Annotated in this window: 28 protein-coding genes; 14 read left to right on the top strand and 14 right to left on the bottom strand. The window is 59.2% G+C overall.

The features are described from left to right. The first annotated feature begins 254 nt into the window (after positions 1-254). Entirely contained in the window at positions 255-1196 is a 942-nt protein-coding gene (locus R8871_RS11040; protein ID WP_175050470.1) for a substrate-binding domain-containing protein, read from the top strand. 85 nt (positions 1197-1281) lie between these two features. Further along, a complete protein-coding gene (locus R8871_RS11035; protein ID WP_175050469.1) occupies positions 1282-2511 on the top strand; it encodes a glycosyltransferase in 1230 nt (409 codons plus the stop codon). 48 nt (positions 2512-2559) lie between these two features. Here R8871_RS11035 and R8871_RS11030 read toward each other — a convergent pair whose 3' ends face one another. Beyond that, entirely contained in the window at positions 2560-2961 is a 402-nt protein-coding gene (locus tag R8871_RS11030; RefSeq protein ID WP_175050468.1) for a hypothetical protein, read from the bottom strand. Between the two features lie 427 nt (positions 2962-3388). Here R8871_RS11030 and R8871_RS11025 point away from each other — a divergent pair, with 427 nt between their 5' ends. Further along, complete coding sequence (locus tag R8871_RS11025) at positions 3389-4171, top strand: alpha/beta hydrolase (RefSeq protein ID WP_175050467.1); 783 nt, start codon at positions 3389-3391, stop codon at positions 4169-4171. Between the two features lie 145 nt (positions 4172-4316). Continuing rightward, the gene (locus R8871_RS11020) at positions 4317-4982 is read left to right on the top strand and encodes a c-type cytochrome (RefSeq protein WP_175050466.1); all 666 of its coding nucleotides are present in this window, start codon (positions 4317-4319) and stop codon (positions 4980-4982) included. A gap of 583 nt (positions 4983-5565) precedes the next feature. Here the strand turns inward: R8871_RS11020 and R8871_RS11015 are convergent. Next, positions 5566-6024, bottom strand: a complete 459-nt coding sequence (locus tag R8871_RS11015) for an NUDIX domain-containing protein (RefSeq protein ID WP_175050465.1) — start codon at positions 6022-6024, stop codon at positions 5566-5568. 312 nt (positions 6025-6336) lie between these two features. On the opposite strand from R8871_RS11015, the gene R8871_RS11010 reads away from it, so the two are divergent. Continuing rightward, positions 6337-6795, top strand: coding sequence for a cupin domain-containing protein (locus R8871_RS11010; RefSeq protein ID WP_175050464.1), 459 nt, complete (start codon positions 6337-6339; stop codon positions 6793-6795). Between the two features lie 57 nt (positions 6796-6852). Here R8871_RS11010 and R8871_RS11005 read toward each other — a convergent pair whose 3' ends face one another. Continuing rightward, positions 6853-7686, bottom strand: coding sequence for an oxidoreductase (locus R8871_RS11005; protein ID WP_175050463.1), 834 nt, complete (start codon positions 7684-7686; stop codon positions 6853-6855). 94 nt (positions 7687-7780) lie between these two features. Here R8871_RS11005 and R8871_RS11000 point away from each other — a divergent pair, with 94 nt between their 5' ends. Beyond that, positions 7781-8752, top strand: a complete 972-nt coding sequence (locus R8871_RS11000) for an AraC family transcriptional regulator (protein ID WP_175050462.1) — start codon at positions 7781-7783, stop codon at positions 8750-8752. A 111-nt stretch (positions 8753-8863) separates the two neighbouring features. Here the strand turns inward: R8871_RS11000 and R8871_RS10995 are convergent, their stop codons facing one another. Further along, positions 8864-9805 carry an aromatic alcohol reductase gene (locus R8871_RS10995; RefSeq protein ID WP_175050461.1) on the bottom strand — a complete coding sequence of 314 codons (942 nt, stop codon included), beginning with the start codon at positions 9803-9805 and terminating at the stop codon, positions 8864-8866. A gap of 296 nt (positions 9806-10101) precedes the next feature. On the opposite strand from R8871_RS10995, the gene R8871_RS10990 reads away from it, so the two are divergent. After that, the gene (locus R8871_RS10990; protein WP_175050460.1) at positions 10102-11004 is read left to right on the top strand and encodes a LysR family transcriptional regulator; all 903 of its coding nucleotides are present in this window, start codon (positions 10102-10104) and stop codon (positions 11002-11004) included. Between the two features lie 26 nt (positions 11005-11030). Here the strand turns inward: R8871_RS10990 and R8871_RS10985 are convergent, their stop codons facing one another. The 3 genes from R8871_RS10985 to R8871_RS10975 all read right to left on the bottom strand — a co-directional run bounded on the left by R8871_RS10985 (position 11031) and on the right by R8871_RS10975 (position 12475). Beyond that, on the bottom strand, positions 11031-11435 hold the full coding sequence (locus R8871_RS10985) for an ASCH domain-containing protein (protein ID WP_246287524.1): 405 nt from the start codon (positions 11433-11435) through the stop codon (positions 11031-11033). Between the two features lie 115 nt (positions 11436-11550). Beyond that, positions 11551-12099: a GNAT family N-acetyltransferase gene (locus tag R8871_RS10980; RefSeq protein WP_246287523.1), complete on the bottom strand. Its 549-nt coding sequence runs from the start codon at positions 12097-12099 to the stop codon at positions 11551-11553. A 106-nt stretch (positions 12100-12205) separates the two neighbouring features. Next, the gene (locus R8871_RS10975; protein ID WP_175050459.1) at positions 12206-12475 is read right to left on the bottom strand and encodes a hypothetical protein; all 270 of its coding nucleotides are present in this window, start codon (positions 12473-12475) and stop codon (positions 12206-12208) included. Between the two features lie 312 nt (positions 12476-12787). Here R8871_RS10975 and R8871_RS10970 point away from each other — a divergent pair, with 312 nt between their 5' ends. Together R8871_RS10970 and R8871_RS10965 are read left to right on the top strand one after the other, a co-directional pair. Continuing rightward, on the top strand, positions 12788-13084 hold the full coding sequence (locus R8871_RS10970; protein ID WP_175050458.1) for a hypothetical protein: 297 nt from the start codon (positions 12788-12790) through the stop codon (positions 13082-13084). A 126-nt stretch (positions 13085-13210) separates the two neighbouring features. Further along, positions 13211-13708 carry a hypothetical protein gene (locus R8871_RS10965; protein ID WP_175050457.1) on the top strand — a complete coding sequence of 166 codons (498 nt, stop codon included), beginning with the start codon at positions 13211-13213 and terminating at the stop codon, positions 13706-13708. Here the strand turns inward: R8871_RS10965 and R8871_RS10960 are convergent. Continuing rightward, a complete protein-coding gene (locus tag R8871_RS10960; protein WP_246287522.1) occupies positions 13705-13986 on the bottom strand; it encodes a hypothetical protein in 282 nt (93 codons plus the stop codon). The genes R8871_RS10965 and R8871_RS10960 overlap by 4 nt on opposite strands. 303 nt (positions 13987-14289) lie before the next feature. Here R8871_RS10960 and R8871_RS10955 point away from each other — a divergent pair, with 303 nt between their 5' ends. Continuing rightward, positions 14290-14859 (top strand): cysteine hydrolase family protein, encoded by a 570-nt coding sequence (locus R8871_RS10955; protein ID WP_175050456.1) that lies wholly within the window; start codon positions 14290-14292, stop codon positions 14857-14859. Between the two features lie 72 nt (positions 14860-14931). On the opposite strand, the gene R8871_RS10950 is transcribed toward R8871_RS10955, so the two are convergent. After that, entirely contained in the window at positions 14932-15855 is a 924-nt protein-coding gene (locus R8871_RS10950) for a LysR family transcriptional regulator (RefSeq protein ID WP_175050455.1), read from the bottom strand. Between the two features lie 105 nt (positions 15856-15960). Between R8871_RS10950 and R8871_RS10945 the strand changes: the two genes are divergently transcribed. Together R8871_RS10945 and R8871_RS10940 are read left to right on the top strand one after the other, a co-directional pair. After that, positions 15961-16626, top strand: coding sequence for an RraA family protein (locus R8871_RS10945; protein ID WP_175050454.1), 666 nt, complete (start codon positions 15961-15963; stop codon positions 16624-16626). 132 nt (positions 16627-16758) lie between these two features. Beyond that, entirely contained in the window at positions 16759-17577 is an 819-nt protein-coding gene (locus R8871_RS10940; protein ID WP_175050712.1) for an alpha/beta fold hydrolase, read from the top strand. 12 nt (positions 17578-17589) lie between these two features. On the opposite strand, the gene R8871_RS10935 is transcribed toward R8871_RS10940, so the two are convergent. Continuing rightward, on the bottom strand, positions 17590-18243 hold the full coding sequence (locus R8871_RS10935) for a GntR family transcriptional regulator (protein ID WP_175050453.1): 654 nt from the start codon (positions 18241-18243) through the stop codon (positions 17590-17592). A gap of 32 nt (positions 18244-18275) precedes the next feature. On the opposite strand from R8871_RS10935, the gene R8871_RS10930 reads away from it, so the two are divergent. Next, positions 18276-19433, top strand: a complete 1158-nt coding sequence (locus R8871_RS10930) for a pyridoxal phosphate-dependent aminotransferase (protein WP_175050452.1) — start codon at positions 18276-18278, stop codon at positions 19431-19433. A gap of 686 nt (positions 19434-20119) precedes the next feature. Beyond that, positions 20120-22159, top strand: coding sequence for an arabinofuranosidase catalytic domain-containing protein (locus R8871_RS10925; protein WP_175050451.1), 2040 nt, complete (start codon positions 20120-20122; stop codon positions 22157-22159). Between the two features lie 164 nt (positions 22160-22323). Here R8871_RS10925 and R8871_RS10920 read toward each other — a convergent pair whose 3' ends face one another. The 4 genes from R8871_RS10920 to R8871_RS38700 form a co-directional block, all read right to left on the bottom strand. Next, the gene (locus R8871_RS10920) at positions 22324-22881 is read right to left on the bottom strand and encodes a sugar O-acetyltransferase (protein WP_175050450.1); all 558 of its coding nucleotides are present in this window, start codon (positions 22879-22881) and stop codon (positions 22324-22326) included. 110 nt (positions 22882-22991) lie between these two features. After that, a complete protein-coding gene (ppnP, locus tag R8871_RS10915; RefSeq protein WP_115778047.1) occupies positions 22992-23312 on the bottom strand; it encodes a pyrimidine/purine nucleoside phosphorylase in 321 nt (106 codons plus the stop codon). A gap of 191 nt (positions 23313-23503) precedes the next feature. Beyond that, a complete protein-coding gene (locus R8871_RS10910) occupies positions 23504-24208 on the bottom strand; it encodes a hypothetical protein (RefSeq protein WP_175050449.1) in 705 nt (234 codons plus the stop codon). Positions 24209-24521: 313 nt separating this feature from the next. Next, positions 24522-25979: a hypothetical protein gene (locus R8871_RS38700; RefSeq protein ID WP_175050448.1), complete on the bottom strand. Its 1458-nt coding sequence runs from the start codon at positions 25977-25979 to the stop codon at positions 24522-24524. Positions 25980-26186: the final 207 nt, after the last annotated feature.

Raw genomic sequence — 26186 nt, 5'->3', positions numbered from 1 at the left:
GATTAACCAGAAACAGCGAATGGAGGCTGCTACGAGGCCAGCGTCGGTTGTATTCAAGGCAACGAGCTCGCACGGCGGTGTCTACGCAGATATCCAAAATGCATTGACACAGCCGTCTGGTGCAATTAATTTCCCAATGCCTGGGACAAGTCGGCCGGGTAATTCCACGATGGCACAGGCCAGATCAGTTGCGTCCCTTTGGGGTCGCGCTGCGCACGCAGCAAAACCCATATTCGGTAGTACGGCAACACTCAATGCGTAGAACGCTTTCACTTCTTCTATTGATTACTGTATTGGCGGGGGCGGCGCAGGCGGCGCCTGCCACCCAGATCGGTGTGGTGCTCGCTGGCTCGGCTCTGGATTTCTGGGTGACGATGAGCAAGGGCATGCACCGTGCCGCTGACGATCTCCATGTCGAACTGGTAATGCGCAGTCCTTTCGACGGCATGTCACTCGGCCCGCAACCCAATATCCAGTTGAGAATGATCGACTACCTGGTGAAGAGCGGCGTAGCGGGTATCGTGTTGGCGCCCGAGTCATTGCAAGGTGTCGCGACGCCGGTTTCGATGGCAGTTCCTACGGTACTCGTCGACCGCAGCAGCACGGATTACAACGCGATTTCCACGGTAAGCACCGACAATTTCGCGGCAGGCAGAACGGCGGCTCTGAGTCTGGTACCCGTTTTGCACAAGGGCGCCAGAATTGCAGTGCTGAGACTCGCGCCGAATATCAGTTCGACGACCGCGCGCGAAGAGGGGTTTTTAGCCGTCGCACGTGAAATGGAGTGGCGTGTGGTCATCGCCCCCTATGTCGGGTATCAGTTTCGCGAAACTGAAGCACAGGTGCGCAAGGCCCTATCAGGTGACGTAGGACGTCTCGACGCCGTCTTCGCTCCGAACGAGACGGCGGCGTATGGGGCCTTGCACGTCGTCGAAGAGATGCCGGTCAGTATTCGTCCTCGTCTGGTCGTGTTCGATTGGCGCCCGGAATTTATATATGCGCTTGAACACGGCGTGATATACGCTGACGTTGTACAGGATTCCTACCGTATGGGTTATCAGGCAATCGAAACGCTGGTCGCTGCTTTGCGAGGCCATCCACCGGGTCCAAAGATATTTGTCGACGTGGTGACGGTGACACGCGCAAACATGAATGACCCGGCGATACGTGCCGTGATAGACAATTACAAGCGATAGCGGCGCGGGAAGACAAAAAAGGCTGATGCCTCGCCTTAGTGCCTTTGTCTCCTAAGGCATCCCCCAAACCCAGGAAAAAGATCTCATGAAGTTCATCGTCGCCACGTATGGCACTGAGGGCGATGCGCGCCCTTTCGCTGCGCTCTGTCGTGGCTTGATGGATGCCGGACACGAGGCGCGTCTGCTCGCCGATGCGGCTACGCTCGGCAGCGCCCATGCGCTCGGCGTGCCGGCCGCGGCGTTAGCCGGCGATATTCGCGGCACGCTCAGCCCGGACCACGCCCTGGCGGGTGCAGTCGCCAAAGGCGGTGGTTTCAACGACACCGCACGCGCGCTTGCCAAGATCGCCAACGAGAATGCCGAATCCTGGATGCGGACCATCATCGAGGAAGGGGAAGGCTGCGATGCGATCCTGGTAGCGGGGTTGGCCGCGTTTGCCGGCCTTTCCGCGGCCGAGTATCTGGGCGCCAAGGGCATCGGCGCTGGCATGATCCCGATTACGCCGACCGCTGCATTCCCGTCGCCGTTTCTACCGCCCAGGTGGGTGCCGCGCCCGCTCAATCGGGCGAGCCACAGTTTCGTGAACGCCATGCTGTGGAAAGCTTTCCGCGACAAGACCAATGCGGCCCGTGCGATCTTCGAACTGCCGCCGCGCAAGACGGTATGGACGGATCACCCGATGCTTTACGGGATCTCGCCCAACCTGTTGCCCACACCTGCCGACTGGCCGGCCAACGCACGCCTCTGTGGACAGTGGCTGACGTCAAGCCCCGCCTGGACGCCGCCGCCGGCGCTGGCGAACTTCCTCGCTGCAGGAGACGCCCCAATTTATATCGGTTTCGGGAGCATGACCGGCTTCGACAACGCGCGGCTGCTGGATGCCCTGATTGATGCGATGGCCGGCCGACGCGCACTGTTCTATCCGGGCTGGAGCGGCATCGATCCGAAGGTCCTTCCGGACAACTTCCTCGTCATCGACGATACGCCGCACGACTGGCTGTTCCCGCGAACAGCCGCGGTTATCCATCACGGCGGCTCCGGTACGTCGCACTCTGCTGCGCGCGCGGGCGTGCCCTCCATCGTGACGCCGTTCGCCGGCGACCAGTTCTTCTGGGCCGCACAGTTGCGTTTGGCCGGTGTTGCGCAGGCCGCCGTGGATGGGCGAGCGCCTAAGGCCAAGGCATTCGCCAGCGCCCTCGACTTCGCCGCCGACGCCCTGGTGCGAAACCGCGCCCGAGTGCTGGGCGAGACAATGCGCACGGAAAACGGCGTGGTAGATGCAGTGACAACCCTTGAGCGCATCGTGTTGAGTTGACGGAACTACTTCGTCGGCGCTAGTACTTCCAGAAAGTCAACGGATAGGTCATCCGAAAACCCGAGCCCATGCGGCCCGAAGGCGTCGCGCGCGGTCTTCGAAGAGATAGGACGCAGCCAGCGTCAATAGACCTGAGATAACACCCGTCACGATGTGCTCGACGTAGGGGATGCGGTAGTGACCTGTGTGCGAGTAGGCATCGCCTAACATCGTCAGGAGTCCGACGATCAACGCATTGCCGTATCGATGCGAGTAGAGTTTCGCCGCGGGCGTGAAGGTCAAAAATACGGCAAGGAGTCCAGTGAGTAGACCCGTATGGAATGCAATCGTCCAGTGAGGCAGGCTCATGATATTGCCCCAGCTCCCCGGCATGCAGGTCATGCACGCGCTGGTCGGCTGCCAGAAACGCTGGATGAACAGCCTGATGCGGCGCTTCCACTCGGTTGACATGATGTATTTCCGATCAATGCCGCTGTCACGGCCGACGTCGCCATAGGTACGGTTGGACCAATTGTCAGGCCTTTCGACCAGCTTGCCATCCTCGTCATCGATACGTTAACTCTGCGCACCGTCGAGGCCGCGCAATAACGTAGGCATGCCGGGATACTACACCGCGATTGGACGGCCGCCGCATCAGCCGCTCGTGCTTTTTAAATGCCATGACTGCTTGCAGATGTCGACCCATAAAAAAAATTTGCAGCGAATGGAATGTTTGCTCCGGGACTGTGTTTGCACCTTCATACACCAGAATCCAGCGACCGCTTGCAGTCGTAAGCATCGACCGGATGATTGGCTGGGTATGGTCCGTCTTTCGACTCGTCATTGCGGCTGAGCGAAATTCGTGAATCTCATCCTTCACATGTCTCGGAGAAGTCTCATGAAGTTGAATTCGTTTGTCCTCGCCGGTTTCGCCTGCGCCACGCTGCTGAGCGCAACGACGTCATTCGCACAGGACAGCGCCGCCGTTCCGTCCGCGCCGATCAAGAATGTCGTGCTGGTTCACGGGTTGTTTGCAGACGGTTCAAGCTGGGGGAAGGTGATTCCGCTGCTGCAGGCTAAGGGCCTGCACGTGACGGCGGTGCAAAATCCGACGACCTCGCTCGACGCGGACGTGGATGCGGTCAAGCGCGCACTTGCGCAACAGGATGGCCCGACGCTGCTAGTCGCGCACTCGTACGGCGGGATGGTGATCAGTCAGGCTGGCGATGACCCGAAGGTCGCCGGTCTCGTGTACATTGCCGCGCGTGCGCCGGATGCCGGCGAGGACTATCCGGCACTGACGAAGAAATTTCCAGCCGCACCCGCATCGGCGGGGCTTCAGTGGTCGGCTGACGGCTACGGCAAGCTCTCCGAGCAGGCGTTTGTGAAAGACTTCGCCGGTGACCTGCCGACGGCTGAAGCAGAAACGTACTACGCGGTTCAGCAGCCGATTGGCAAGGCGATCACGATGGCGAAGACGACCGTCGCTGCGTGGCACGACAAGCCGACCTGGTATGCGGTGTCGACTGAAGATCGGACCATCAACCCCGATCTGGAGCGCTTCATGGCAAACCGGATGCACGCGCATACGATCGAGCTTAAGTCGAGCCACGTGTCGCTGCTGTCGCATCCGACTGAAGTGGCAAATCTGATCCTCGAAGCGACCGGCGAGCAGAAGTAAGGCGACACTTGCAGACAGGCCGGTCATCGCCCTGGATAACAGATCCGTAATCCGCTTGACGCTCGCCGGTCAGAATCATCCCGGCAGAATCGTCCCATCGCGTCGTTCACGGGACGCTTGTTCAACGGATAGCGGGAAAATTACGATGATCGGTCCACGTTCTGTCAACATGTTGCGCGCCGGCTTGCGTCCGCTTTCGGTTGCGGCGCTCGTCGGTTTCGCAAGTACCTGTCATGCACAATCCGCAGCGAATGTGCAGGACACTGCTGATGGGGCGGAATCTCCGTTCATCGCGACCTGTGTCGCGTGCCACGGCGCATTGGGCGCCGGCACTGTAACCGGTGGGCCGCGGCTCGCTGGCAAAGATCCGGATTATCTCGCACACGCATTGTCAATGTTCAAGGCGGGTACGCGCAGAAGCGCTGTCATGCAGACAGTTGCACTCACTCTTTCCGATAGCGAGATACGCGAGCTCGCAACTTTTTTCTCGAAGCAAGACCCGCCGCTTGCCGAAGGTGCGCCACCGCAACAAAGCCTGGTGTTGGCCGGAAAGCAGCTCGCCGAGACGGGTACGGGATCCGACATTCCCGCCTGTTTCAGCTGCCACGCGGCCGGCGGCAAAGGCAACGGCGCGCGCTTTCCGAGCATTGCAGGCGAACCGGCGGCATTTGTCGTTGCCCGGCTACACGAATTTCAGGCGCGCGCGAAGGGGAAAACGCCGGCGCCGGGAACGATGACAGCCGTCGCGGCCACGCTGAACGACGCACAGATCGAAGCGGTTGCGGCTTATCTTTCGGTGACCGGACCTTGACGACCGGCAACGCCTGATCTGCGCGTCAACACTGTGTTGATTGGCGTTCCAACTCCACGTCTAACAGTGTTTGCGACGCTTTCCCCTACCGCAACCCATTCGCTTTGTGGCGAGTACATATGCAATTTGCCGTGTGGCGTAACGTCGCCGTGGTATCAGGCTTGGTCGTGATGCTTGCCGGCTGCACAGTGAGTAGCGACGGCTCAAATTTGAGTGCAGCGCAGAATCCGCAGCTACCTGAATCCTATCCCTGCCAAAGCTTGCACGTTAAGCCGATGACCTGTCCACCCGGATAGCAAGGCGCCGACTGCGTTGGCTACCTCGTCGGTGGTGACGCGTGCGGATGGGGGCAGGGGAGGCCGTTTCGGCCTGTCGCCGATCCTGACTGCAACGGCTTCCATTCCCGCCTGAGAAGCCCGTACACGCAGGAATCCGATACTTCGCCACCCACGATGCAGGCGCAATAGCAGGCGAGGGGTATGCAGTGTCGGGCTTGGCAAAGACATGAGCGTAAGAGTGTGTTGGTCAAACACGGTGTGCGCAGAGTTTTCGAGCCGAGACGTCCCGAAAGGAGCAGTGCCAACTAACTGCAGAAATCTTTGCGGAGATACGCAGTGACCGCCCCTGTCAGCGCGATGCTTTGCAATTCCTCTGGCGATGCCAGATGCGTGGCGACAATCTCACGATTATCAAGCCGCAACTCGGGTATGCAATCGAGGTGCAGTTCAAAGAAATGCACGCGGTCTCGTCGCCCGTCCCAGGTGCCATAGACACTGCCTGCGGGGAGTAGTGTGTATGACGGCAGACCGATCTCCTCTTCCATCTCGCGCTGCGCCGCGGCATCAGGCGTTTCACCGGGATGGACACTGCCGCCGGGAAAATTCCACTCGGCCCGGTACGATGACTTCACAAGCAGCAACGCCTGCCCGACGTAAATTGCGACTAGCGCGCCCTCATGGCGAGGTCGCCGAATATGCCACCAGGCGCGAGCGAGCGGGAATCCGAGGCGAAGCGCCATGCGCCAGACAGAGTCGATAAGCATAGCCGGTCGCGCCCGTTACCGGAGGCAGTAGAAGTCTATGAATGTGGCATTGTCGCCAACTTCTGCCCGACGGTCCAGCGACTGCAAGGTCGCTGCCGCAGATCACCCCGTCACACGAGGGGAATGTAGATGTCAGTTTGCCGCTGGTCCTGCGGCGTTTCCGAAAAGACGCTCAGGTAATGAGTTCTTGCTCAATCTTCGGACTACGGGGATTCGCAACGATGCCTGCCTGTCACGGGTGATAGACTTTTCTACGCACCTCGGTGCGTAGCTAACCGAACAACGACATCACAATCAATTCGGAGCCATCGCATGATCAATGAACGACATACGGTCACCCGTGCCAGCCCCTTGTCCGCAGACGGATTGTGGATACCCGAAGGTCCGGGTAAGTGGTCGCGGCCGCTGCGCTTCCTGAAAGATGGTCGCGGCTGGGTGGAACTGATGCGTCTGGATCCAGGTACCAAGCTTGGCCTGCACCGTCATACCGGCGAAGTGCACGCTTTCAACCTTGAAGGGCAGCGTCGCCTCTGTACCGGCGAAATTGTCGAACCCGGCGACTACGTGCATGAGTCTACCGGCAACGTCGACTGGTGGGAGGCGGTCGGTGACAAAGCACTGGTCGTGATGGTGGTGGTGATGGGCACTGTCGAGTATCTCGGCCACAATGGCGAGGTCAAACTCCGCATCACAGCCGCCGATCGCCTGGACGACTATCAGCGCTACTGCAGCGAGGCGGGCATCGAGCCTCAGGATCTGCTCGAGCGCTGAGCGCGGCGCCTCAGCGTGCAGTTGCAGGCGCTCACGTCCTCCCAGCGCCTGCTGTCTTCAGCCATCAGTTGAGACCGTGACCGACTCCCAGTCACGGATCTCATTTCCCAGCGCGGACAACTTGTCCCTCACGAGTCCGAGTGCATCGCTACCGAGCAGAAGATGCGCGGGAGGGTGGTCCGCGGCGATTGCTGCGAGCATCGCGTGTGCCGCCTTTTGGGGATCTCCCAATTGCTTACCGCTCTTCTCCTCACGCGCTTTCCGGATGGGTTCGAAGATCGGGTCGTAATCCGCAATCGAACGGGGCGTTCGCATCATCGAGCGACCCGCCCAGTCGGTGCGGAACGAGCCTGGCGCGACGGCTGTTACGGCGATGCCGAAAGACTTGACCTCTTTGCCAAGCGCCTCGGAGATGCCCTCCAGCGCGAATTTGCTCCCGCAGTAGTAGGTGATTCCGGGCATGGTGATATGGCCGCCCATCGACGTGATATTCAGAATGTGGCCACGTCTGCGCTCGCGCATGAAGGGCAGCACGGCTTTCATCATGGCGACAGCGCCAAACACATTCACATCGAACTGTCGGCGCATCTCGGACAAAGGCGATTCTTCCATGACGCCTTCGTGCCCGTAGCCGGCGTTGTTGACCAGAACATCCACGGGTCCGACGGCCGCCTCAATTTCCGCCACGATGCCGTCGATGGCATCGAAATCGGTCACGTCAAGCACCCGTCCAAAAGCAGCGTTCGCGGACAGCGACTCGAAATCACCCTTTGCCTGCGCGCTTCTCACCGTACCGACGACTTTGTGTCCCGCCGCTAACGCCTCTTCTGCGAGTGCACGGCCGAAGCCGCTGCTGACGCCCGTGATGAGCAGAATTTTGCTGGATGCCATTGAAGCTTCTCCCAAATGGTGTCTGGAGAATGCATACTAGTCTGAGTGGCGAGGCTGGCTAAGCCATATTCCGCTATTTTTCTTGCCTAAAGCTATGAGTACGAAGCGGACTTCCACGCACAATCCGGATCTTTCCTCTGGAACTCAGAAACGCATGATTGCATTGCTCCGCGCGTTGGCGCCGGAGGAGGGCTACAACCTCACGGCGCTGCCGAGCGTCCGGATCTTGCGTTCAAACCGGCCTCTGTCACGCACGCCGGTTCTCTACGACCCCGGCATCGTGATCGTTTGTCAGGGCCGCAAGCGAGGTCATTTCGGCGACCAGCTCTATCTGTACGACGAGCGTCACTACCTGGCCGTGTCCGTGCCGGTTCCGTTCAGCATGGAAACCGAAGCAACTCCAGAGCGCCCGCTGCTCGCGCTGTACCTTCACCTCGATTTCACATTGGCCGCTGAACTGGCCGTGCAGATCGATCGTGAAGGCGCAACGGAATACGTGCAGGCGCCTCAAAGCATGATGTCGACGCCGATGGATGACGCGATGCAGGCGTCAGTGTTGCGCTTCCTCGAGGCGATGCATCGGCCGCTCGAAGCCACTGTATTGGGTCCCGGCCTGCTGCGCGAAATTTATTTCCGTGTGCTCACCGGAAAGCAGGGAAGCTCGATGCGCGAGGCGTTGGCGATGAAAGGGCAGTTCGGCCGGATAGGCAGATCGCTACGCCTCATCCATGCCGGCTACGCGCAGCCGCTGGACGTGACGCAGTTGGCAGCGGAAGCGGGAATGAGCCTGCCGAGTTTCCACAGCCATTTCAAGGCAGTCACACACGTTTCGCCGATGCAGTACGTGAAGTCAACGCGTTTGCATCAGGCTCGTCTGTTGATGGTCCGTGAGGATTTGACTGCGGAGGCCGCGAGCCATGCAGTGGGTTACACGAGTGCGTCCCAGTTCAGCAGAGAGTTCAAGCGGCTGTTTGGCTTGACGCCAGCGGCGGAGACGAAGCGTATGCGCGAGAGCTTCGCTATTCCGGCAGCGTTCGACGATGCGATGTATGTTTCGTCGCACTGAGGCACTGAACATACGTCGCTGACCTCTAGGTACTTGGGCAACTGGACTCGGTGCTCGTCAACATCGAAGGTATCACCAGCCTGCTCCGTGTGTTCGCGTAAGGTCAGCGCGTCAAGCGGTCTGAGCAGCCCTGCTTGTCACGGAGTTGTTTCGCATCCACTCCTCGAGCCCGCAGACCGCAATGCCCTTTTGCGCGTTGAACGTGCTTTGCTGATCCCACGCTACACCACGCCCTTCAGCAAAGACGACGCGGTACTTCCGGAGCGCATCATGAGGTTCCTGGGCGAGTTCCCGCTTCAGTTCATCCACGCTCCAGACCGTGCGAAGAACATGTGTGCCCATCAATCTGTCGACCGTGTCCGCCAGTTGCTGATAGGTCAAGGTGTCGCCCGCGACATGCACCACCTGGTTGGCAATTCTCGGCGTTGAGAACACGATCTCCGTCGTCAAGGCGCCGATGTCTTCGGCCGTCGTCACCGTCACCGCGTTGTCCCAGCTGCCTAACGCATTCACCGTGTTCCGGGCCAGATCCACAACGCCGAAAGATGGTTCGAACAAGAAGCTCGTAAACATGCCCGTCGAGACGATTACCCATTCGGTCCGCTCTTGAGAGCGGAGAAGATCGCGCACATCGAGTTGTTCGTCGAATAGGTCCTGCGCGCTTCCTCTTCCGATCACCTCATAGTCGACGCCGAATTGCCACGGAAAATACCGTTTGACCCCTGCATTCAGTGCCGCTCGTGCAATCTTGAGTTGTACACCAGGGCCGCCGACAAACCCCGTGCAGGAAATGACGGTGTCGAATCGTCGGAAAATGGCCGCAAGCGCAGCCCCCGATTGGTTCGCCAGGTCTCCTTGAACGAGTTCTACGCCCTGCGAGCGCAACTCTGCCACGTCATTCTGTTTGGCTGGGTCCGTGGAATTGATAGTTGACGGACGCAGCAGCACCGCCACAGATAGAGCCGCGGGAGCGGTACGACGGACAAGGTTGCGCAGCATGGCCATGCCGAGTTCACCTGCGCCGAGAACGAGAATGCGGTTGTCATGCAACATATGCGTTACCTCTTTAGAGAAGCAGAACTTGATAGAAGCGAGGTTCGCGGCCGGACTGCGAGCACATGAATTGCGTTGACCATGGAGCCGGGCCGTCGAATGCTTTGCAGTGTAGGGGCGGGGAGGCGCAGCATTGTTCGGCGTGCCGGAATACAGAAAGCATCCGGAACGAATCAGCCGGCTTTAGCCGGCTGAACAGACCTCATTCAGCTGGAACGGCGGGTGAACAACGTAAGATAGTTATTTCTCGAGCTTCCGGCAGTGGACTGCAGGCGACCGGACCACGGCGACCATCTATGGACAAACTTCAGGCAATGACGACGTTCGTACGCGTCGTCGAGGCACAAAGCTTCAGCAAGGCGGCGGAAACGCTGTCGATGCCTCGATCGTCGGTCACAACAGTGATCAAGAATCTGGAGACCCATCTCGGCACCCCGTTGCTCAGGCGAAGTACGCGAACGCTCAGTCTGACCGATGCAGGCGCACGTTACTTCGCATCGTGTCAGGCCATTCTGTCCGACATCGCCGAGGCGGAGATAGGACTCTCGCTCGACGCAACGACCCCGCGCGGACGCGTGCGGGCCGACATGCCAGGCTTGATCGGACGTGCGATTGTCTTGCCGAGGCTGCGCGAATTCGAGAAGCGCTTTCCGGATATCGAACTGGTGCTTGGTCTTAGCGATCGGCCCGCCGACCTGATCTACGATGGCATCGATTGTGTTATCCGCACCGGGGAATTGACGGACTCGACGCTGGTAGCGCGCCGGCTTGGACAGTTAAGCTGGTTGACATGTGCGTCGCCGGGTTATCTGAAGGAGCATGGTGAGCCCGATTCCGTGAGCGCACTCGGCGCTCATCCCGTAGTCAACTACATATCGAATGCGACCGGCCGCCCGCTTGACTGGCGCTTCAACGTTGACGGTGAAAATCTCACGATCTCATTGCAAAGCCGTTTTGCCGTCAACGAAACGGAAGCCTATTTGCAATGCGGCCTCGAAGGTCTGGGACTTATCCAGATATCAAGATTCGCGGCATTTCCCTACCTTCAAACCGGCCGCCTGAAGGAGGTTCTTGCTGACGCGCGATGCTCGCCGGTGCCGATTTCCATCGTCTATCCGCTCGGCCGGAACGCCACTGCCGCGATCAAGGCGTTTGTCGACTGGATCGTCGAGATATCGGCGTCTGCTGCATTCCAATGAGGCGATATGGTTGACGACCTGTAGCGTCAGCGGGCGAAGTCGCGCGCGATGACCTCGACCAATTCAAAATGCAGCGTTACCAACTCGAAGTGGTCATGCAGATCGAGGTGCGGCATGCAACGAATATGGCACTCCCGGAATTCCTCTGCGCTGGAAAATGTTTCGCCTCGCCAGACCTCTTCCGGGATGTTCCCGAACTCGATCGTATGCACTTCGGTTGCCCTGATGATGCAGCGAAGCCGCTGCTTCAAATCGTAAACCTCAATGATGTCCCCCGGTGCATAGCCACCGTCGCCGTATTCGCCGTAGGATTTGTAATAGTCCGCGACCGTGTCTGCGGTGACGGTTTTGCGACCATCCATGACAGCGCGCGGAAGACTATCGTCGTTTTCGTCAGCGCCCCAAAAGGTCAGTCTCTTCCTTCTGTTCATTCTGCATTCCTTGCGAGTTGCTGAACGGTTGGGTGCGCTTCCCAAAAACCGCCGCTCGGGTGCAGTAATGCGCGCGTCTTGCTAAGGTCAAGCATACGGTGCTAATACCCACAGGTTACTCGGGGAGGGACGTCGCTTTGGCAGTGGCGCGTTGAACCGCTGGCTTCGTGGCCAGTTCACGTATCGTAATGAAGAACTCGAAGGCTTTGTCGTTCTCACGCTTCACTTGAAATCCAAGCTTGCGATGGAAAGCGATAGATAATCGGTTGGTCTTGTAGACATGACTTCTTAGCTCACCGATTCCTTGTTCGCTCGCCAACGTCGCCATCTTTGCGAGCAGCTCAGTTATAACGGCATACGTTCGATACAAAGGATGCGTGCCAAATGCGCCAACGAACCAGCAAGCTCCTGAATGCGGTCGAAGCATTGCATAGGCAACGAGTTTGCCTTCCCGTCGCACTGAGCATACCTGACTGACTTCCAGGGATTTTCGCAACTGTGCTCGGTGCTCTTCAACATTGAAGGTATCGCCAGCCTGCTCTGTGTGTTCGCGTAAGGTCAGCGCGTCAAGCGCGAGGAGTTCGTCGATAGACGGCAACATGACAGGGACCAGGGCGATGTAGAGACAATTCGCAAGAGTACTTCGAATAAAAATTGTCGCCAATTCATTTTGCCTTTCTGGTCGGCGGTTCCTGGTCAAACGCTTACAGGTTCTGGTCGACCCTAAACGGTCCCTCAGCTTTCTCGACAGGAGACGTTCGACGGCAGAGTTATGTGAGTCGTATGTCGGCGCCTGCGTAGCCGGAGCCACGGCATTCCTGTTCCAATACGTCGTTTGCGCATCCTAGCCAGTCCGGAAATACGGCTGCGTCCATCGGCACTCCCTTCCCATTTGGGAGGTCCCACAGCGCAAGGTTGCCGAGAAGCGCACCTAATGCATCCGGTTTATCAAGCCGCAACCACTCTCGTTGAAGAAACTCGAACATGATCAAGTAGGCTTGACGCAAGGTGACTGTGGACTCCATTGAAGAAACATCCATTACATTTCCTCGACTCTGATAAAAAACACGAGTCTATCTCGACAGAGCGGTTGTGGCCGAACGGAGACGGATGGAAATCGTCTCAGTCGACCCGGAAGGAGCCTTTGCGCACCTTGAGAGTGGATGTTCGCTGGACGCTCTCATGACCTCGGTCGGTTTAGAATCGGACTTCATGTAGCTAGGCGGATTCAATGGTCTGGTTCGCCGCTTTCATCGGCATTTCTACAGTCGGGATAAAGGAATGCATGTTAGCTGCCGATATCTGAACCAACGGCGATACGGACCAACCTACAACAACAAAAGGAAAGGCCGATGACAACAGGTCTAAGAAAAATGGGTTTCAGCCTTTACGCATTGCAGGCCGTAGGAGCCCTCGGCGTCCTGATCTCGCTTGCTAACCATAGAACAGCGGGGATATTGATTTTTGGCCTGCTGACCGGCCTTAGTGGCATGTTCATTAATCGCATCGTGCGTCAGAATCCTGGCGTGCTTCAACGGTCTAGAATTGCCACCACGATTCATGTGATGTTTTTGTGGTGCGTTGCAGGATGCATAGCTTTTCTTTTGATCGGGGCACCCTTGCACCAACTCCTGAATCTACGTCATTGATCGCGCTGAGCTATCAACAACCCGTTTTCCAATGATATTCGCGACCGACCGCAGCTGGCCGAACCTTTAGGTCGCTTCACTACTAGCGTGAGACGACATGTTGAACAGCAGAAAAAGCTGGTTGGAATGTTGATCCTTATGTACGTGGCTTCGCTTCCCTTCGATGGGTTTTGCTATCACGGCAACAATTGCGAAGCCGGTTGGGGAATTCTTCTATTCGGTTTTCTAGGTTTGGTTGTCGGCGGACAGATAAGTTGGCTGGCGAATCTGTTGATCATCCCAGCGTGGCTGTTGTTGCTTTTGCACAGCAAGGCAAGCGATGGCGTCGCTTTTATGTTCGGCCTTGGAGCTATCGTTGTCGGCAACTCATTCCTTTTTCAGGGCGTGAGCACGTCCGAAGCGGGAGGGCCCTTGCAGCAGATTACGTCCCTTGGCGCTGGGTATTGGGTTTGGATGGGCAGCATTACGCTGTCAGTGGTAATGGCTGCTCACGGTGTTCTCACGGGTTCCTCATTCCACGGATGTCGAGAGTCGCTTGTCAGCGATTCAGATTTCGATGTCGAACGGCCGAAGTTAGCCGCACTGGCACATCCTTCGATCCGTGTTTTCAACCCCAGACATTAGCGATAGTTAACAAAGTTGATGATGTCATTGAGGAACCACGGAAGAATCAATTGCGTATCAGGATCGGTGACACCAACGCTGAGCCTCGGTCGCTTTGACGCGGAGCCACCAGGCGTCGCACCGTTGGTAGAGTGCAGAATGTAGGTATCCGCGTCGGACGGACCTTGCCCGGCGGTCTGATTATTCGCGGGCGACCATGTTGAGGCGCAGCCGGTAGTGAGCGCGACATAGGCCAGACAAAATAATGTCTTCCAGAAGCGCTTTGAAAGAAGGCTCATGTTGTATGGAAATGCATGAAGGTCTGACGGGCGGTCGCCGAAGATTCAAGTGAATTTCTTATTCGTTAGCTCGGCGACAATTATGCCAGTCGCGGCCGTCGAGTGACGTATTGGCCTCACTCGAGCTACGTGCCAGCGCGGGGCGCACCGCTTGATTGCCGTCAATTGTTAAGCGTCCATCGAACGTCCCATGCTCGCCGTACCAAGCCGATCAGACAACGCGAGTCCAGGCTCGCGGCAGACTTGCGGTAAAGTCCTGAATCGAATCGCTTCGCCATAACATTCGCTCACGCAGAACCAAAAATGACTGCCTTGCTACGTCCGGCCGGTGCGCTCCTTTTGCTGGTGGATCTTCAGAAAGCAATAGATCACCCAAGCTGGGGGCGCAGAAACAACCCGCTTGCGGAAATTCAAATTGCACGTTTGCTTGACCACTGGCGCAGTCACGGCTGGCCGGTATGGCACATTCGGCACGACTCTACCGAACCTGGCTCGCACTATCGACCGGGCCAAAGCGGCCATGACTTCAAACCTGAGGCCGCTCCTGTCGCCGGCGAGCCTGTGATCCCGAAACGGACCAACAACGCCTTCATTGGTACGGATCTGGAAGCGCAACTCCGCGCGCAAGGTCATGACACGCTAGTGGTCGTCGGCGTCATCACCAATAATTCTGTCGAAGCGACGGTTCGCATGGCCGGCAACCTGGGCTTCACAACCTATCTCCTATCCGACTGCTGTTTCACGTTTGATCGTAGGGACTGGAACGGAAACATGAGAAGCGCGGAAGACGTGCACGCGATGTCGCTTGCCAATCTCGACCCGGAATACTGTACCGTCACGACTGCTGAGACATTGCTGGACACGGACAAGTAAGCCGTGTCATTTCAGACGGTGCGCCAGAGATCCATGCAGCTTCATGCCACGCCTGCCGTACGATCAAATGGCTCAGCGCAACACCTTACGCATCTTCGGCCCACCTCCAGTACTACCTAACACGGCAACCACAGCATCTATAAGCGGATTATCCCGACCAGTACTCCAGGCAACAGCGGTAGTCACCACACTTACGTTTTCCTTCAGTGGGCGAAACACAACATTCTCAGGAGCCAGCTTCTTCAGCGAAGCCGGCACGAGGGCAATGCCTTGCCCGCAGCCCACGAAAGCAACCTGCGAAGCCACCGAACGGACCTCATGCAGTATTCGCGGAGAGAACCCGTTGGACCGGCAAGACGCCACCAGACTATCGAAGTACACCGGGCTTACCTGCCGCGAGAACATGACGAAATCCTGATCTGCGAGCGACGCCAGCCTGATGCGTGAGGTTCCAGCCAACGCATTGTCGCGATGCATCGCCACCGCCAGTCGATCCTGGGCTAGTGGCAATGACTGAATGGTCCCGCCAAGCTCGCCCTCCAGTCTGGCGAAAGCCAGGTCAATGTCACCGGCCTCGAGCGCTGGAACTGCCTCGACGCTGTCGATTTCTTTGACCGATATCGTGAGTTGCGGGTACTCGGACTTTAGCCGCTCGACCAGCGGCGGCAGAACATCCAGCATTGCCGACGAAATCGCCCCAATTGTCAGCACGCCACTTCGTCCGGCGACCGCCTCGCGCACCGAGAGCTCAAGTCGCTCAAGCTGCTCCGCGAACTTACGCACCGCAGGCAGGATCGCAGCGCCAATCGGCGTAAGTTGCGTTCCACGCCGGGAGCGCTCGAACAGCTTCACCTTCAACGCCTGTTCGAGTGCCTGGATTTGCTCGGTCAGCGGCGGCTGCGACATATCCAGGCGCCGTGCCGCACGCCCGAAGTGCTGTTCCTCGGCAACGGCAAGGAAAAGCCATAAATGACGGATAAGCCGGAAGTTGATCATGATTGACTGATAGGTTTACCGTATCGAAAGCTTCCGGGATTCGGAATTTACATATCGAACTGTAGGCGTGAAAGTAGGGCATCGCAACCATCTCGCGACGCTCCCATGACCTCGATCTCACTGCTCGATCGCTTTGCCGCGCTCGACACCAACACGGTATCGGACGCACTGGACTTCTTTGATATTCCCGGCGCTACGTTTGGCCTGCGCCCCCTTTGGGATTGTCCGAATATCGTCGGACGCGCCAGCACCATTCAACTCGGACCGAAGGTGGACGCGGGACCAACCGTCCACCTGATTTCTCCGGTCATCGCCAAGATCCAGTCAGGTGACCGGATTCTGGTTATCGCCGGCGGCATCGATGGGATTTCGTGTTGGGGCGACATTCTCGCCAATGCTGCCCAATTCAGGCGCATTCGCGGTTCGGTAATCGATGGCATGAGCCGCGATATCGACGGCAGCGAATCGATCGGATATCCGGTCTTTGGGCGTGGCGTCACCATGATCAGCGCCCGCAATCGGGTCGCTCAGGTTTCCTCGGGCGAGCCCGTGCGCGTCGCCGGAGTACTCGTCCATGAAGACGATTACGTCATCGCGGATCGTTGCGGCACGGTATTCGTGCCGGCTGCGCGCATCGAAGAAGTCGTCGAACTGGGTGAACGCATCGCGCGGCGCCAGGACGGCATGGTGCAGGCGGTGCGTGCCGGGCGATCGGTCGCTGATGTCATGCACGACAAGGAATTCGACGCCATCAAGGAAGGGTGCAGGTAGTGAATCGCGAAGATCAGGAACGCCCGAACGTTCACCTCACCAAGGTCCGCGTATGTGCTCGATGACGACGCACTGATCGAGGCGTGCCGTGCGATCACAAGCTTTTGCCAATCACACTTAGTCAGGAAAACCATGCCGTCGCCGGATGAGCTTGCAAGAGAGACGCTGACGCTGAGCGTACAAGGTGTTGACCTCCAGATCGCCGCAATGCGCAGAGCGGGCGAATTGGCGCCGATCTTGTACCTGCACGGCTTCGGTTCGACCAAAGAGGATTTCGCCGATATCGTTCGCCATCCTGCGTTCGCTGGACGTGCGGTCGTGGCATACGACGCACCCGGCTGCGGCGCAACACTCTGCGGCGATCTTTCGAAGATTTCGATCCCATTCCTGGTAGCGACTGCGAAGGCCGTGCTTGAGCACTTCGGCATCCACAGGTTCCATCTCGTCGGGCACTCAATGGGCGGCCTCACCGCGCTCTTGCTGGCCCATGAAGAACCTCAGCGCGTGCTGAGCTTCGTCGATATCGAAGGTAACGTGGCACCCGAGGACTGTTTCCTGAGTCGGCAGGTGATCGATTATCCGGCGGAGAACGCGCAAGCATTCTTCGACGATTTCATTGAACGGGCCTGGCATTCGCCGTTTTATTCTTGTCCGCTCTATGCAGCGAGCTTGCGTCACAGGGTGCGCGCCGAGGTGGTGCCAGCCATCTTCAGATCCATGGTCGAACTGTCCGACCATGGTGACCTGATGACGAAATTCCTTTCGCTGCCGTTCCCGCGGATGTTCATGTATGGCGAGCAGAACGGGTCTCTGTCGTATCTGCCCTATCTGCGAGCTCACGGAATAGAGTTGGCGGAAATATCCCATAGCGGGCACTTCCCGATGTACTCGAATCCGGTCGACATGTGGGAGCGCCTGAGGCGGTTCCTGGCGGCAGCTTCGGCCGGTTGATTACCGGCTTCGTCATTGCCGCGCTTCGCGCAGCGCATCCTGCATCACGACACCCGCCGCCTCGATTTGCGCTTTCGTCAGGCGCTTGGCGGTGCGCCGATCTCGCGCGAGCACTGCATCGAGGATCGCATGATGCTCCGCGAGCGAGATGCCCTGGTAGCGCTCCAACTGCCAGACAAGCCGCAGATAGCGGTCAGTCTTGCGCCAGATTGCTTCCAGCGTCTCCAGCAGATGCCGCTTGTCGCTCGGACGATAGATTGCTCGATGAAATGCCCAGTTGTCGATCGACCAGTGCTCGACCTCGTGCGCATTCTCGTCGTGCACGAGGATTGCGCGGACTGCTGTCTCGTCGCTCGCGCCGAACGCATCGATAGCGGAGTCGAGCGCGAGCAGTTCGAGCGCGATCCGCATTTCCGTCAACTCGGCTGCTTCGTGCCGCGTCATCGCGGAAACGAATGCGCCCCGGTTCGGCACGATCGTAACGAACCCGCTCGCCTGCAACTGCACGAACGCCTCCCGCACCGGAATGTGGCTGGTGCCGAATTCCTTCGCAATCAGATCCTGGCGCAACTGCGTCCCCGGCACCAAGATGCCGTTCGCAATGCGTTCGCGCAGGAGATCGGCGAGCGAAGTCGAGGAGGGCTTGCTATCTGAAGATTTTTTCACTTTAATATATTAAAACGATAGCGGAGGCCCGTGTGACAGTATCTCGGTTAAGAAATATTCCTGGCATTGGAGTCGACCGGATCGGCGACGCCGCGGATTCTCTGCGCGACGCGGACATTCTAAGGCTTGAAAATCTCGATACCGACCTGCGGCCTCCGGCGCAGGCGCTGGCCCGCACGCACGAGGCCGTCGACGACGACGCGGCAAACAGCTACCTGCCTTTCACAGGCCAGCGTGCGTTGCGTGAAGCGGCTGCCGAGCGGGTCGGCCGCGCCGCAGGCGTCGCATACGACGCCGCGAGTGAATGCATCGTGTCGGCCGGCGGTCTGGCGGGGATTTTCAACGTGCTGCTGTCGATTCTTGAGCCGGGCGACGAGGTCGTGCTGACGGATCCGACCTACGCCGGGCTGATCAACCGGGTGCATCTGGCCGCAGGCGTGCCGAAGTTCGCGCGGCTGCAGCCAGGTGCCGACGGCTGGCGGCTCGATCTCGACAGTCTTGCCGCCGCGATCGGGCCGCGAACGAAAGCGCTGCTGATCATGTCGCCTTCGATGCCGGGCGGCTACGTCGCATCGCGGGACGAATGGCTTGCGATTGCGGAACATTGCACACGCCATGGCATCTGGCTGGTCTATGACGCGGCGATGGAGCGCATCCTGTTCGACGGGCGCGAGGTCATTCATCCAGCCGGTTTACCGGGCATGCGCGAACGCACGATCACCATCGGCGCGGTGTCGAAGGAGTATCGGATGATCGGATGGCGTGTCGGCTGGATCGTTGGACCCGCATCGATCATGAACGACGTACGTCTGGTGAGTTTGTCGAACGTGGTGTGTCAGGTTGGAATCGCGATGCCTGGCGCCACTGCTGCACTCACAGCCACCGACGACGGCGTGGCTGCTGCTGTCGCGGAATGGGAGCGCCGTCGCGACTTCTTGATGGGCGAGCTTGCTGACCTGCCGGTTATTTGTCCGCATGGTGGCTGGTCGATGCTCATCGATACCCGTGAGCTGGGTCTGGAGCCCCCCGAGGCGTCGAAGCTGCTGCTCGAACGCGGCAAGATCGCGGCCACGCCGATGACGAACTGGGGACCCGGCGCGGACCGCTATCTGCGTTTCGTTTTCTCCAACGAATCCGTTTCGCGCTTGCATGATATTCGCGAGCGCATGCGCCGATCATGGCAGGTATGACTCCCGAGAAGTGGCTACATAAACGGCGCTGACCGCAAAAACGAACTCTTTCCGTGTGTCGTACGGCCAGGTCGGCCTCCACATGTCCGCCAGGCCTGCTTCACTTGCCACGCGTACTCAATCGTCTTGAGGAACGAACGCTCGACTAGCAGCTCGCCGATTTATTACAAATTGTATTAGCGATAATATTGGCGAAATTCAATCAGTCGCACACCACTTTCCCCACTATATGGACGTCACTGTTCGATCCCTCAATCTACGCATACGGGATTGTACTGAGGCGATAAATCGATATTATTGACTAATATTATTACTTAACGCGGCGACCCTACCGTCTCGCGTCGTCAGATGCTGTCCCGCTGGGCAGCCGATCGATACAGCGATAGTGGAGACGAGCATGGCGAGCCGCTGTTTACCGCAATGGATGGTGGCGATGCTGATCGCCGACCGCGTGTACTAGCCACCCGCGCACGCCGTCCTCTTCGTGGTCTACCAGACAATCAACTTCTTTCCCACGCACCGTAAGGCTGGGACGGCGCGTTGCATCGCTCGGCAGCACATTTCCTGACTGCCGACAATAAGTGGCAGTTCTGAACCCGCCTGATCCGTGATGATTTTTTATAGATCATTTTGCATAACTAAGTTGAATGAGTCCAATCAGAACCTTGGTTTCATAGGAGGAGGTCATGATGTCCAGAGGAACCGGATTATTTGCTGTCCTGTTAGCGATGACTGTCGGGCTTGCCGCATGTAACGGAGATAGTAGCGGCACGTCCGCATCTCAAGCGGCAGGGGTGTCGAACTCAAGTACGTCGCCGACGGCTGACACAGCCCAGTCAAATGACAGTACAGCAACGGAACAAGCGACCGCGAGCCCGTTACCTTGTGACGCCGCAGCAACCGCCAACACACCATGTTCCGCGGCTCATAGCGTGACACGCTTGCTGACGAAGAATTACAGGGGGCCGTTATTTCAGATTCAACGTGCGTCCGATAGTGCAACGCAGGACATCTACCCCTATACGTCGGGTAGCTTGCCGAACGGCGCCGACCGCACGCTGATCGGCTCGGCCAACGTCAAGAGCGCAAATGCGTTCTGCAACAATACAAGTTGTTCCGTCAAGTACATCTACGATCAGATTGACCTGGTTGCGCCTCTCAAGGGAGGAGCATTCGGCAACGTGCCGGCCACTCTCACGCTCAACGCGGACGGAACAGAGTCACTGATCCTGCCGAATAGCGGTTCAGGGAATCAAAAGACGACGACTGTTCCGGTCCTCAACGGCTTTGCGACAATCACGCTTCCAGGAACCAGTGGAGCACTGACCGTTCAGTTGCTCCAGCCCCCTACGGCGCTGACCACCCAGTCGCCGACCCTTCAATTGTCGATCGGAAACGATTTGCCGGCGCTTCCCGGTACGCCGGCCAAATTAGGCTTCGTGCCGTTGCAAGGCGTCCAGATTCCAGCTCTCGGTACTTTGGCGGGACAAGCGTATCGCAACAGGTTCGGCACCGTGAACCAGTCGATTGGTGATAGCGATATCGCCGAATATATGGTGGCAGGAGCGCACTATAGCCAGTCGTCCACGTGCTGCGGGACCTATGGAAACATGGAAAGCAGTGCTAACCCGGGCACCTATGCGCATGGAGAAGTAGAAGGCGAAATGTTCGCGTTGGCGTTTTCAAATGGTAACGCAGCCGTGTTTGGTTATTGTGACGGTGACTCGAACCAGGCACCCAACGTAAAAGACCCTGTGTGCAACGCACTCGATATTAACTGGCCGGGCGTCGACGCGGAGGCAGGCGTTTATCTCTATGGTCCGCAGCAGCCTCCAAAGGAAAAGTTCGTCACTGTGCTCTCCAAGTACTCACCGGTGACCGCGTCGAATATCTTCGTGGTCAAAGGCGGCTCTGCCTCGCAAAGCGTACTTACAGCACTCTATGACCAGGCGCCGCCAGAAGCCTTGAACTTTGGTAACGACGCGGGGCATGCATTTAATGGGCAATGGCAGGGTGGTCTTTCGCTTGGCGAAGGCGGCGACGGTAGCGCTGCTCCCATTCAGTTCTTCGAAGGAGCGGTGATCACCAAGGCGACATCGGATACGACCGACAACGCGATCCAGGCGAGCATTGCAAGGTTTTACGGACCGCCTGCAGACAAGGCCGTGGCGGCCTGCTATGCAAACAATCTGATTAACTCGCCGCTGAATCTCGCTACACCGGATGCATGGTCGCAACAAAATGGAGGCACCGCTGTGCCTGCAACCGATGTCTCCGGAATCAACAAAGGGGCTGCAATGGTTACCAGCACGAACGGCTCGTCAGTTTCGAATGTCCGCGAAATCATCAGGGTTCAGGGTGGCCAATCGTATAGCTTCACTGACTATGTTCTCTCCACTACCAACGCAACGGTTTTCCCTGGCGGATCAATCCAGACCGATGACCCGAACGGCACCGAATTCGGCTGGGTCCTCAATACGAATACGGGCGCTGTAGTGCGAGGAACATGGGGCGCCGGACAGGCAACCTCGCTGAGCGCAGTGAAATCGGGTAACTGGTGGAAAGTGACGATGACCCTTACCGCTCCCGCGGGATCGAACAATGCATCAGTCTTTATCGATCCGCCTACGTCTAACGCTGCTGGAGCTCGTTCGCAGCAAGCGCCGTACTTGAGCGCAACACACTATTGCCCAAGCCTCGCAATCTTGGCTAACGCGGGAACCTAGGCGTGAACCGTGTGGTGGTTTCCGCAGACAGTCGCTCTTAAGGGAAGGGTGTCACGGAAAACACAAAGCGAAAGTCAGCAAGTGCTCACCAGAAATCGGTGCGCAACCGGTTCGGATGGTGCCGGAACATCATCCGAACCGGAATCGTTCTTGCGGACGCTCGCTTAGTCCGCGATTGAACGAATGACCCTCGCCGGATTTCCGCCGACAAGCGTATTCGGGGGTACGTCCCGGGTGACCACCGACCCTGCCGCGACAACCGAGTTCTCGCCCACTGTCACGCCACCGATGATCGTCGCGCCAGCGGCGATCCAGACGTTTCTCTCAATCACGATGGGTTTTGCAATGACGAAGGCACGCCGCTGAGCGGGGTCAATGGGGTGGCCAGACGTGATGATGCTCACGTTCGGCCCGATCATCACATCGTCGGCAATGTCGAGCCCGCCAAGGTCGTAGAAAGTGCAATTCTGATTGACGAAGACGTTGCGCCCGACGCTGATATCGACCCCGCCGGTTGTGTAGAACGGCGGTATCAACAGAAAGCTGTCGTCCACCTTCTTGCCGATCAGATCGCTGAACAAGGCCCGGATTTCGTCCGCATCGTTGAACGTCAGCCGGTTGAGCGTGGCTGTGATCGCCATCGCGCGCTTGACGTTTTCGGACATGGCCGCTGATTCAGGCGTTCTCCGGGGAATTATCCTGGTGCGATCGTCGTTCGACATTTGTTGTTCTCCTCCGGTTGCGATCGAGCGTTCGGCGCATGAGCGCGGAGTGCGCGGGCGTTGAAGGATGGGCGAGGGTGCCGGGGGAATGACCCGGCACCCGTCCGTCTTTACAGATAGCTGCAGATGTAGTCGAGCGTTTCGATCACATCGATATCGAAGCGGCTCTTGCCGGGCACCGAGAACGACTCGCCCGCGCCATACGTCTTCCACTCGTCGCTGCCTTCGAGGCGGATGCGGCATTGTCCGGCCTGCACTTCCATGAGTTCCGGCGCGTCGGTGCCGAAGTTGAGCGCGCCGGGCAAGATCACGCCGAGCGTTTTGCGCGTGCCGTCGGCGAAGAGAACGGTGTGCGAAACACACTTGCCGTCGAAGTAGACGTTGGCGCGTTTGATAACGGAAACCTGATCGAATTGCGTTGTGGCCGTCATGGCGGTCTTCCTTTGGGTCATCGTGAATGGATGCATTCGCGCCGCGTAGCGGCGGCGGGCGGTGCGCGATCTGCGCGGGTCGCCGGCGCGGGCCTTCGTCGGACGCAAGCCCGCAATCATACAGGTGGCCGGTGGCGCGAGCCGCTAACCCATGTGCCTGTCAGGGCAACGCCGCGGTGTGATCCTGATGACTAGTCGGCCCGGGACCAACGACCCGAGTCCGGACACACAATCACCTGTTCGCCGTTCAGTTGGACTTGCTCTGTGTCCAGTTGCGACGACGTCGAAGGGGCAACGTCGAAGGTCAACTTCAGTGCGTGCGCCACATGGGCATTTTCGATGGGAAGCTCCCAGGTCAGGAATATCTGGATCCAATCCTGGTCCGGCGTGAAGTCGGCCGCATCAAAACCACTGCTGTTGCGCTGGATGACGCCATGAGGCTGGCCAGTATCGAATATCACAACCGTTCCCCGTGTCAGCGGAATGCGGCGGCCCAAAGCGGGAAAATGCAGGTCCAGGCCTCGGTCCTCGCTCATGAAGAGATTGCAGAAGGCCGCGTCGCCATATTGCGCGCCGTCATGGTGATACCGCGCGCCGCGGCAGGCCATGAGGGCTACGTCACTGGCGGCAAGCACCTCAGGCAGTCCAAGCGTACTCGTCCAATCGGCTACAGCCTGCACGCAGCGCGTGTAATCCGGCCAGCGCGCCCGCGCTCGCGGCAAAGGCATTGGCTCGACGTCCCCGGCTTCCAGGACCAGATGCGACGATATCTCTCGTTCCCAATCCGCAAGCAGACGTGCAGGGGGCATAGGGACGTCGACTGTGCCTGATAGCACGATGTCGCTCACGCTTCGGCTGCGGATGGCGTCGTCACTCCAGTAATAGGAGGTCAGCATGTCGCGCATTCGATTCAGTTGAGGGGGGATTCATGCGGGCATTGTAGCGATTCCACGGGATCGCTTCGGCGCGTGCCGGTTACGTGCCACGGCGTTCGCGAAGAATTGCGGGGTCGACTGTGCCCGACTTCGTGGAGATCGTCTGGCGTAGCCAGCCGTCGGCGGACGCGGCGTGTGACGTATCGGGCGGATTGGTATGCGTGTGCCGGGCCTGACGTTGTGAGGCTGTGATGACTGTCAGGTCCGGCCGTTCTCTCTGTTGTACCCACGAGGCCGCGCTGGAGGTGCCCCCCGGGGCACCTCGCATTGCGGATTAATGCTTGGGTGTGGACGGCGTGCTGCCGCCGAGTCCACCTGTGAGTCCGCCGAGCAGGTTCGTCAACGGGGCGAGCGGAGACGAGCCGCCGCTTGCGCCGCCGAGTACACCGGTCAATGTGCCGACCAGGTTGGTCAGTGGTGCAACCGGATTGGACGCGGTGTTCGTCGACGATCCGTGCGAGGTGCCGCCGCCCAGGCCTCCGGTTAGTCCGCCGAGCAAGGTGGTAACCGGTGCGAGAGGGTTGCTGCCTTGCGAGGTGCCGCCGCCTAGACCTCCCGTCAGTCCGCCGAGCAGGGTGGTCACTGGCGCGAGGGGGCTGCTGCTGCCTTGCGAGCCGCCGTTCACCGAGGCCACCGACAGTCCGCCGAGCAACGCGGTCACAGGTGCCAGCAGGCCACCGGTGCTATGTCCGCTCGATCCGCCGGTGACGCCGTGTGAACCACCGGTTGTGCCGTTGGCCACGCCGTTGCCATTGCCGCTACCGCTGTTGTTGCCCACGGTGATCGGCACGATAGGCACGCTGATCGCGCCGACGCTGACGACCAGGTTCACGATCGGATCAAGCAGGCCGCCGGTGGTCTGGCTGCCGCTGCTGGAGCCAACGCCGGTGTTGGAGCCGCCGGAGCCGCTGGTGCCGCCGTGACCACCGTTGCCGGAACCGCCGCCGTATCCGCCACCCGAGCCGCCGTGGCCACCGTCTCCAGAGCCGCCGCCGTTGCCACCGCCTGAGCCACCCGAGCCGCCTGAGCCGCCTGAGCCACCTGAACCGCCCGAGCCGCCGGAACCACCTGAGCCGCCGCCGTACCCGCCGCCGCCGTGGCCACCGTCTCCAGAGCCGCCACCGTTCCCACCACCCGAACCACCCGAACCGCCGGAGCCGCCCGAACCTCCCGAACCTCCAGAGCCACCCGAACCTCCGGAACCTCCGGAACCTCCGGAACCTCCGGAACCGCCGCCGTACCCACCGCCGCCATGGCCACCGTCTCCAGAGCCACCGCCGTTCCCACCACCCGAACCGCCGGAGCCGCCGGAACCACCAGAACCTCCGGACCCGCCCGAACCTCCAGAGCCACCCGAACCTCCGGAACCGCCGCCGTACCCACCGCCGCCGTGGCCACCGTCTCCAGAGCCACCGCCGTTCCCACCACCGGAGCCACCCGAACCACCCGAGCCGCCGCCATAACCGCCGTCTCCGAAGCCGCCGCCCCATGCCGAGCCGCCGGCCCAAACCGAGCCACTACCCGCACCACTGCCGGCCCATGCACCGGATGTGGTACCGCCTCCTGTCCACGCGAATCCCGATCCTGGTTGCCCGGTTGTCGTCCATCCGCTGCCTTGCGTAAACGAGGGCGGCGGTGTGGTCGTGACGTCTCCGGCCTGACAAGAAGTGGCTAGCGACCACCATAGGAGTGCGCTCGCCGATGCAACAAGAGTGTGTTTGAAGGGAGCCATGATTAGTCCTTTCGCGATGAAATCGCGTCCTGATTGGAAGGTGTAATCAGTGCCCCCGGAAAACCGCTGATCGGTCTTGCAGAAACGTTTGCTTTTCTAGCCCGAGATCGCGTTTGTGCGCGTCGCCTTCGTTTAATTCTGGAGTCGGCGCGGTAGCGCCATGCTCGGATGTGGCTTGCTCGGGCAATCGGTCGCTGCAAGTTTCGA

It is taken from the genome of Paraburkholderia sediminicola (genome assembly GCF_902859805.1).
GTDB lineage: Bacteria > Pseudomonadota > Gammaproteobacteria > Burkholderiales > Burkholderiaceae > Paraburkholderia > Paraburkholderia sediminicola.
This window is presented reverse-complemented; position numbering and strand designations above follow the sequence as displayed.

Bases quoted from the DNA above. Each gene is read 5' to 3' on its own strand.
- R8871_RS11010 (WP_175050464.1), top strand. From the start codon at position 6,337: ATGATCAATGAACGACATACGGTCACCCGTGCCAGCCCCTTGTCCGCA.
- R8871_RS11035 (WP_175050469.1), top strand. From the start codon at position 1,282: ATGAAGTTCATCGTCGCCACGTATGGCACTGAGGGCGATGCGCGCCCT.
- R8871_RS11025 (WP_175050467.1), top strand. From the start codon at position 3,389: ATGAAGTTGAATTCGTTTGTCCTCGCCGGTTTCGCCTGCGCCACGCTG.
- R8871_RS10975 (WP_175050459.1), bottom strand. From the start codon at position 12,475: ATGGATGTTTCTTCAATGGAGTCCACAGTCACCTTGCGTCAAGCCTAC.
- R8871_RS10985 (WP_246287524.1), bottom strand. From the start codon at position 11,435: ATGAACAGAAGGAAGAGACTGACCTTTTGGGGCGCTGACGAAAACGAC.
- R8871_RS38700 (WP_175050448.1), bottom strand. From the start codon at position 25,979: ATGGCTCCCTTCAAACACACTCTTGTTGCATCGGCGAGCGCACTCCTA.
- R8871_RS10910 (WP_175050449.1), bottom strand. From the start codon at position 24,208: ATGCTGACCTCCTATTACTGGAGTGACGACGCCATCCGCAGCCGAAGC.
- R8871_RS10990 (WP_175050460.1), top strand. From the start codon at position 10,102: ATGGACAAACTTCAGGCAATGACGACGTTCGTACGCGTCGTCGAGGCA.
- R8871_RS11020 (WP_175050466.1), top strand. From the start codon at position 4,317: ATGATCGGTCCACGTTCTGTCAACATGTTGCGCGCCGGCTTGCGTCCG.
- R8871_RS11005 (WP_175050463.1), bottom strand. From the start codon at position 7,686: ATGGCATCCAGCAAAATTCTGCTCATCACGGGCGTCAGCAGCGGCTTC.
- R8871_RS10920 (WP_175050450.1), bottom strand. From the start codon at position 22,881: ATGTCGAACGACGATCGCACCAGGATAATTCCCCGGAGAACGCCTGAA.
- R8871_RS10970 (WP_175050458.1), top strand. From the start codon at position 12,788: ATGACAACAGGTCTAAGAAAAATGGGTTTCAGCCTTTACGCATTGCAG.
- R8871_RS11000 (WP_175050462.1), top strand. From the start codon at position 7,781: ATGAGTACGAAGCGGACTTCCACGCACAATCCGGATCTTTCCTCTGGA.
- R8871_RS11015 (WP_175050465.1), bottom strand. From the start codon at position 6,024: ATGCTTATCGACTCTGTCTGGCGCATGGCGCTTCGCCTCGGATTCCCG.
- R8871_RS10925 (WP_175050451.1), top strand. From the start codon at position 20,120: ATGATGTCCAGAGGAACCGGATTATTTGCTGTCCTGTTAGCGATGACT.
- R8871_RS11040 (WP_175050470.1), top strand. From the start codon at position 255: ATGCGTAGAACGCTTTCACTTCTTCTATTGATTACTGTATTGGCGGGG.
- ppnP (WP_115778047.1), bottom strand. From the start codon at position 23,312: ATGACGGCCACAACGCAATTCGATCAGGTTTCCGTTATCAAACGCGCC.
- R8871_RS10960 (WP_246287522.1), bottom strand. From the start codon at position 13,986: ATGAGCCTTCTTTCAAAGCGCTTCTGGAAGACATTATTTTGTCTGGCC.
- R8871_RS10995 (WP_175050461.1), bottom strand. From the start codon at position 9,805: ATGTTGCATGACAACCGCATTCTCGTTCTCGGCGCAGGTGAACTCGGC.
- R8871_RS10945 (WP_175050454.1), top strand. From the start codon at position 15,961: ATGACCTCGATCTCACTGCTCGATCGCTTTGCCGCGCTCGACACCAAC.
- R8871_RS10950 (WP_175050455.1), bottom strand. From the start codon at position 15,855: ATGATCAACTTCCGGCTTATCCGTCATTTATGGCTTTTCCTTGCCGTT.
- R8871_RS11030 (WP_175050468.1), bottom strand. From the start codon at position 2,961: ATGTCAACCGAGTGGAAGCGCCGCATCAGGCTGTTCATCCAGCGTTTC.
- R8871_RS10940 (WP_175050712.1), top strand. From the start codon at position 16,759: ATGCCGTCGCCGGATGAGCTTGCAAGAGAGACGCTGACGCTGAGCGTA.
- R8871_RS10955 (WP_175050456.1), top strand. From the start codon at position 14,290: ATGACTGCCTTGCTACGTCCGGCCGGTGCGCTCCTTTTGCTGGTGGAT.
- R8871_RS10965 (WP_175050457.1), top strand. From the start codon at position 13,211: ATGTTGATCCTTATGTACGTGGCTTCGCTTCCCTTCGATGGGTTTTGC.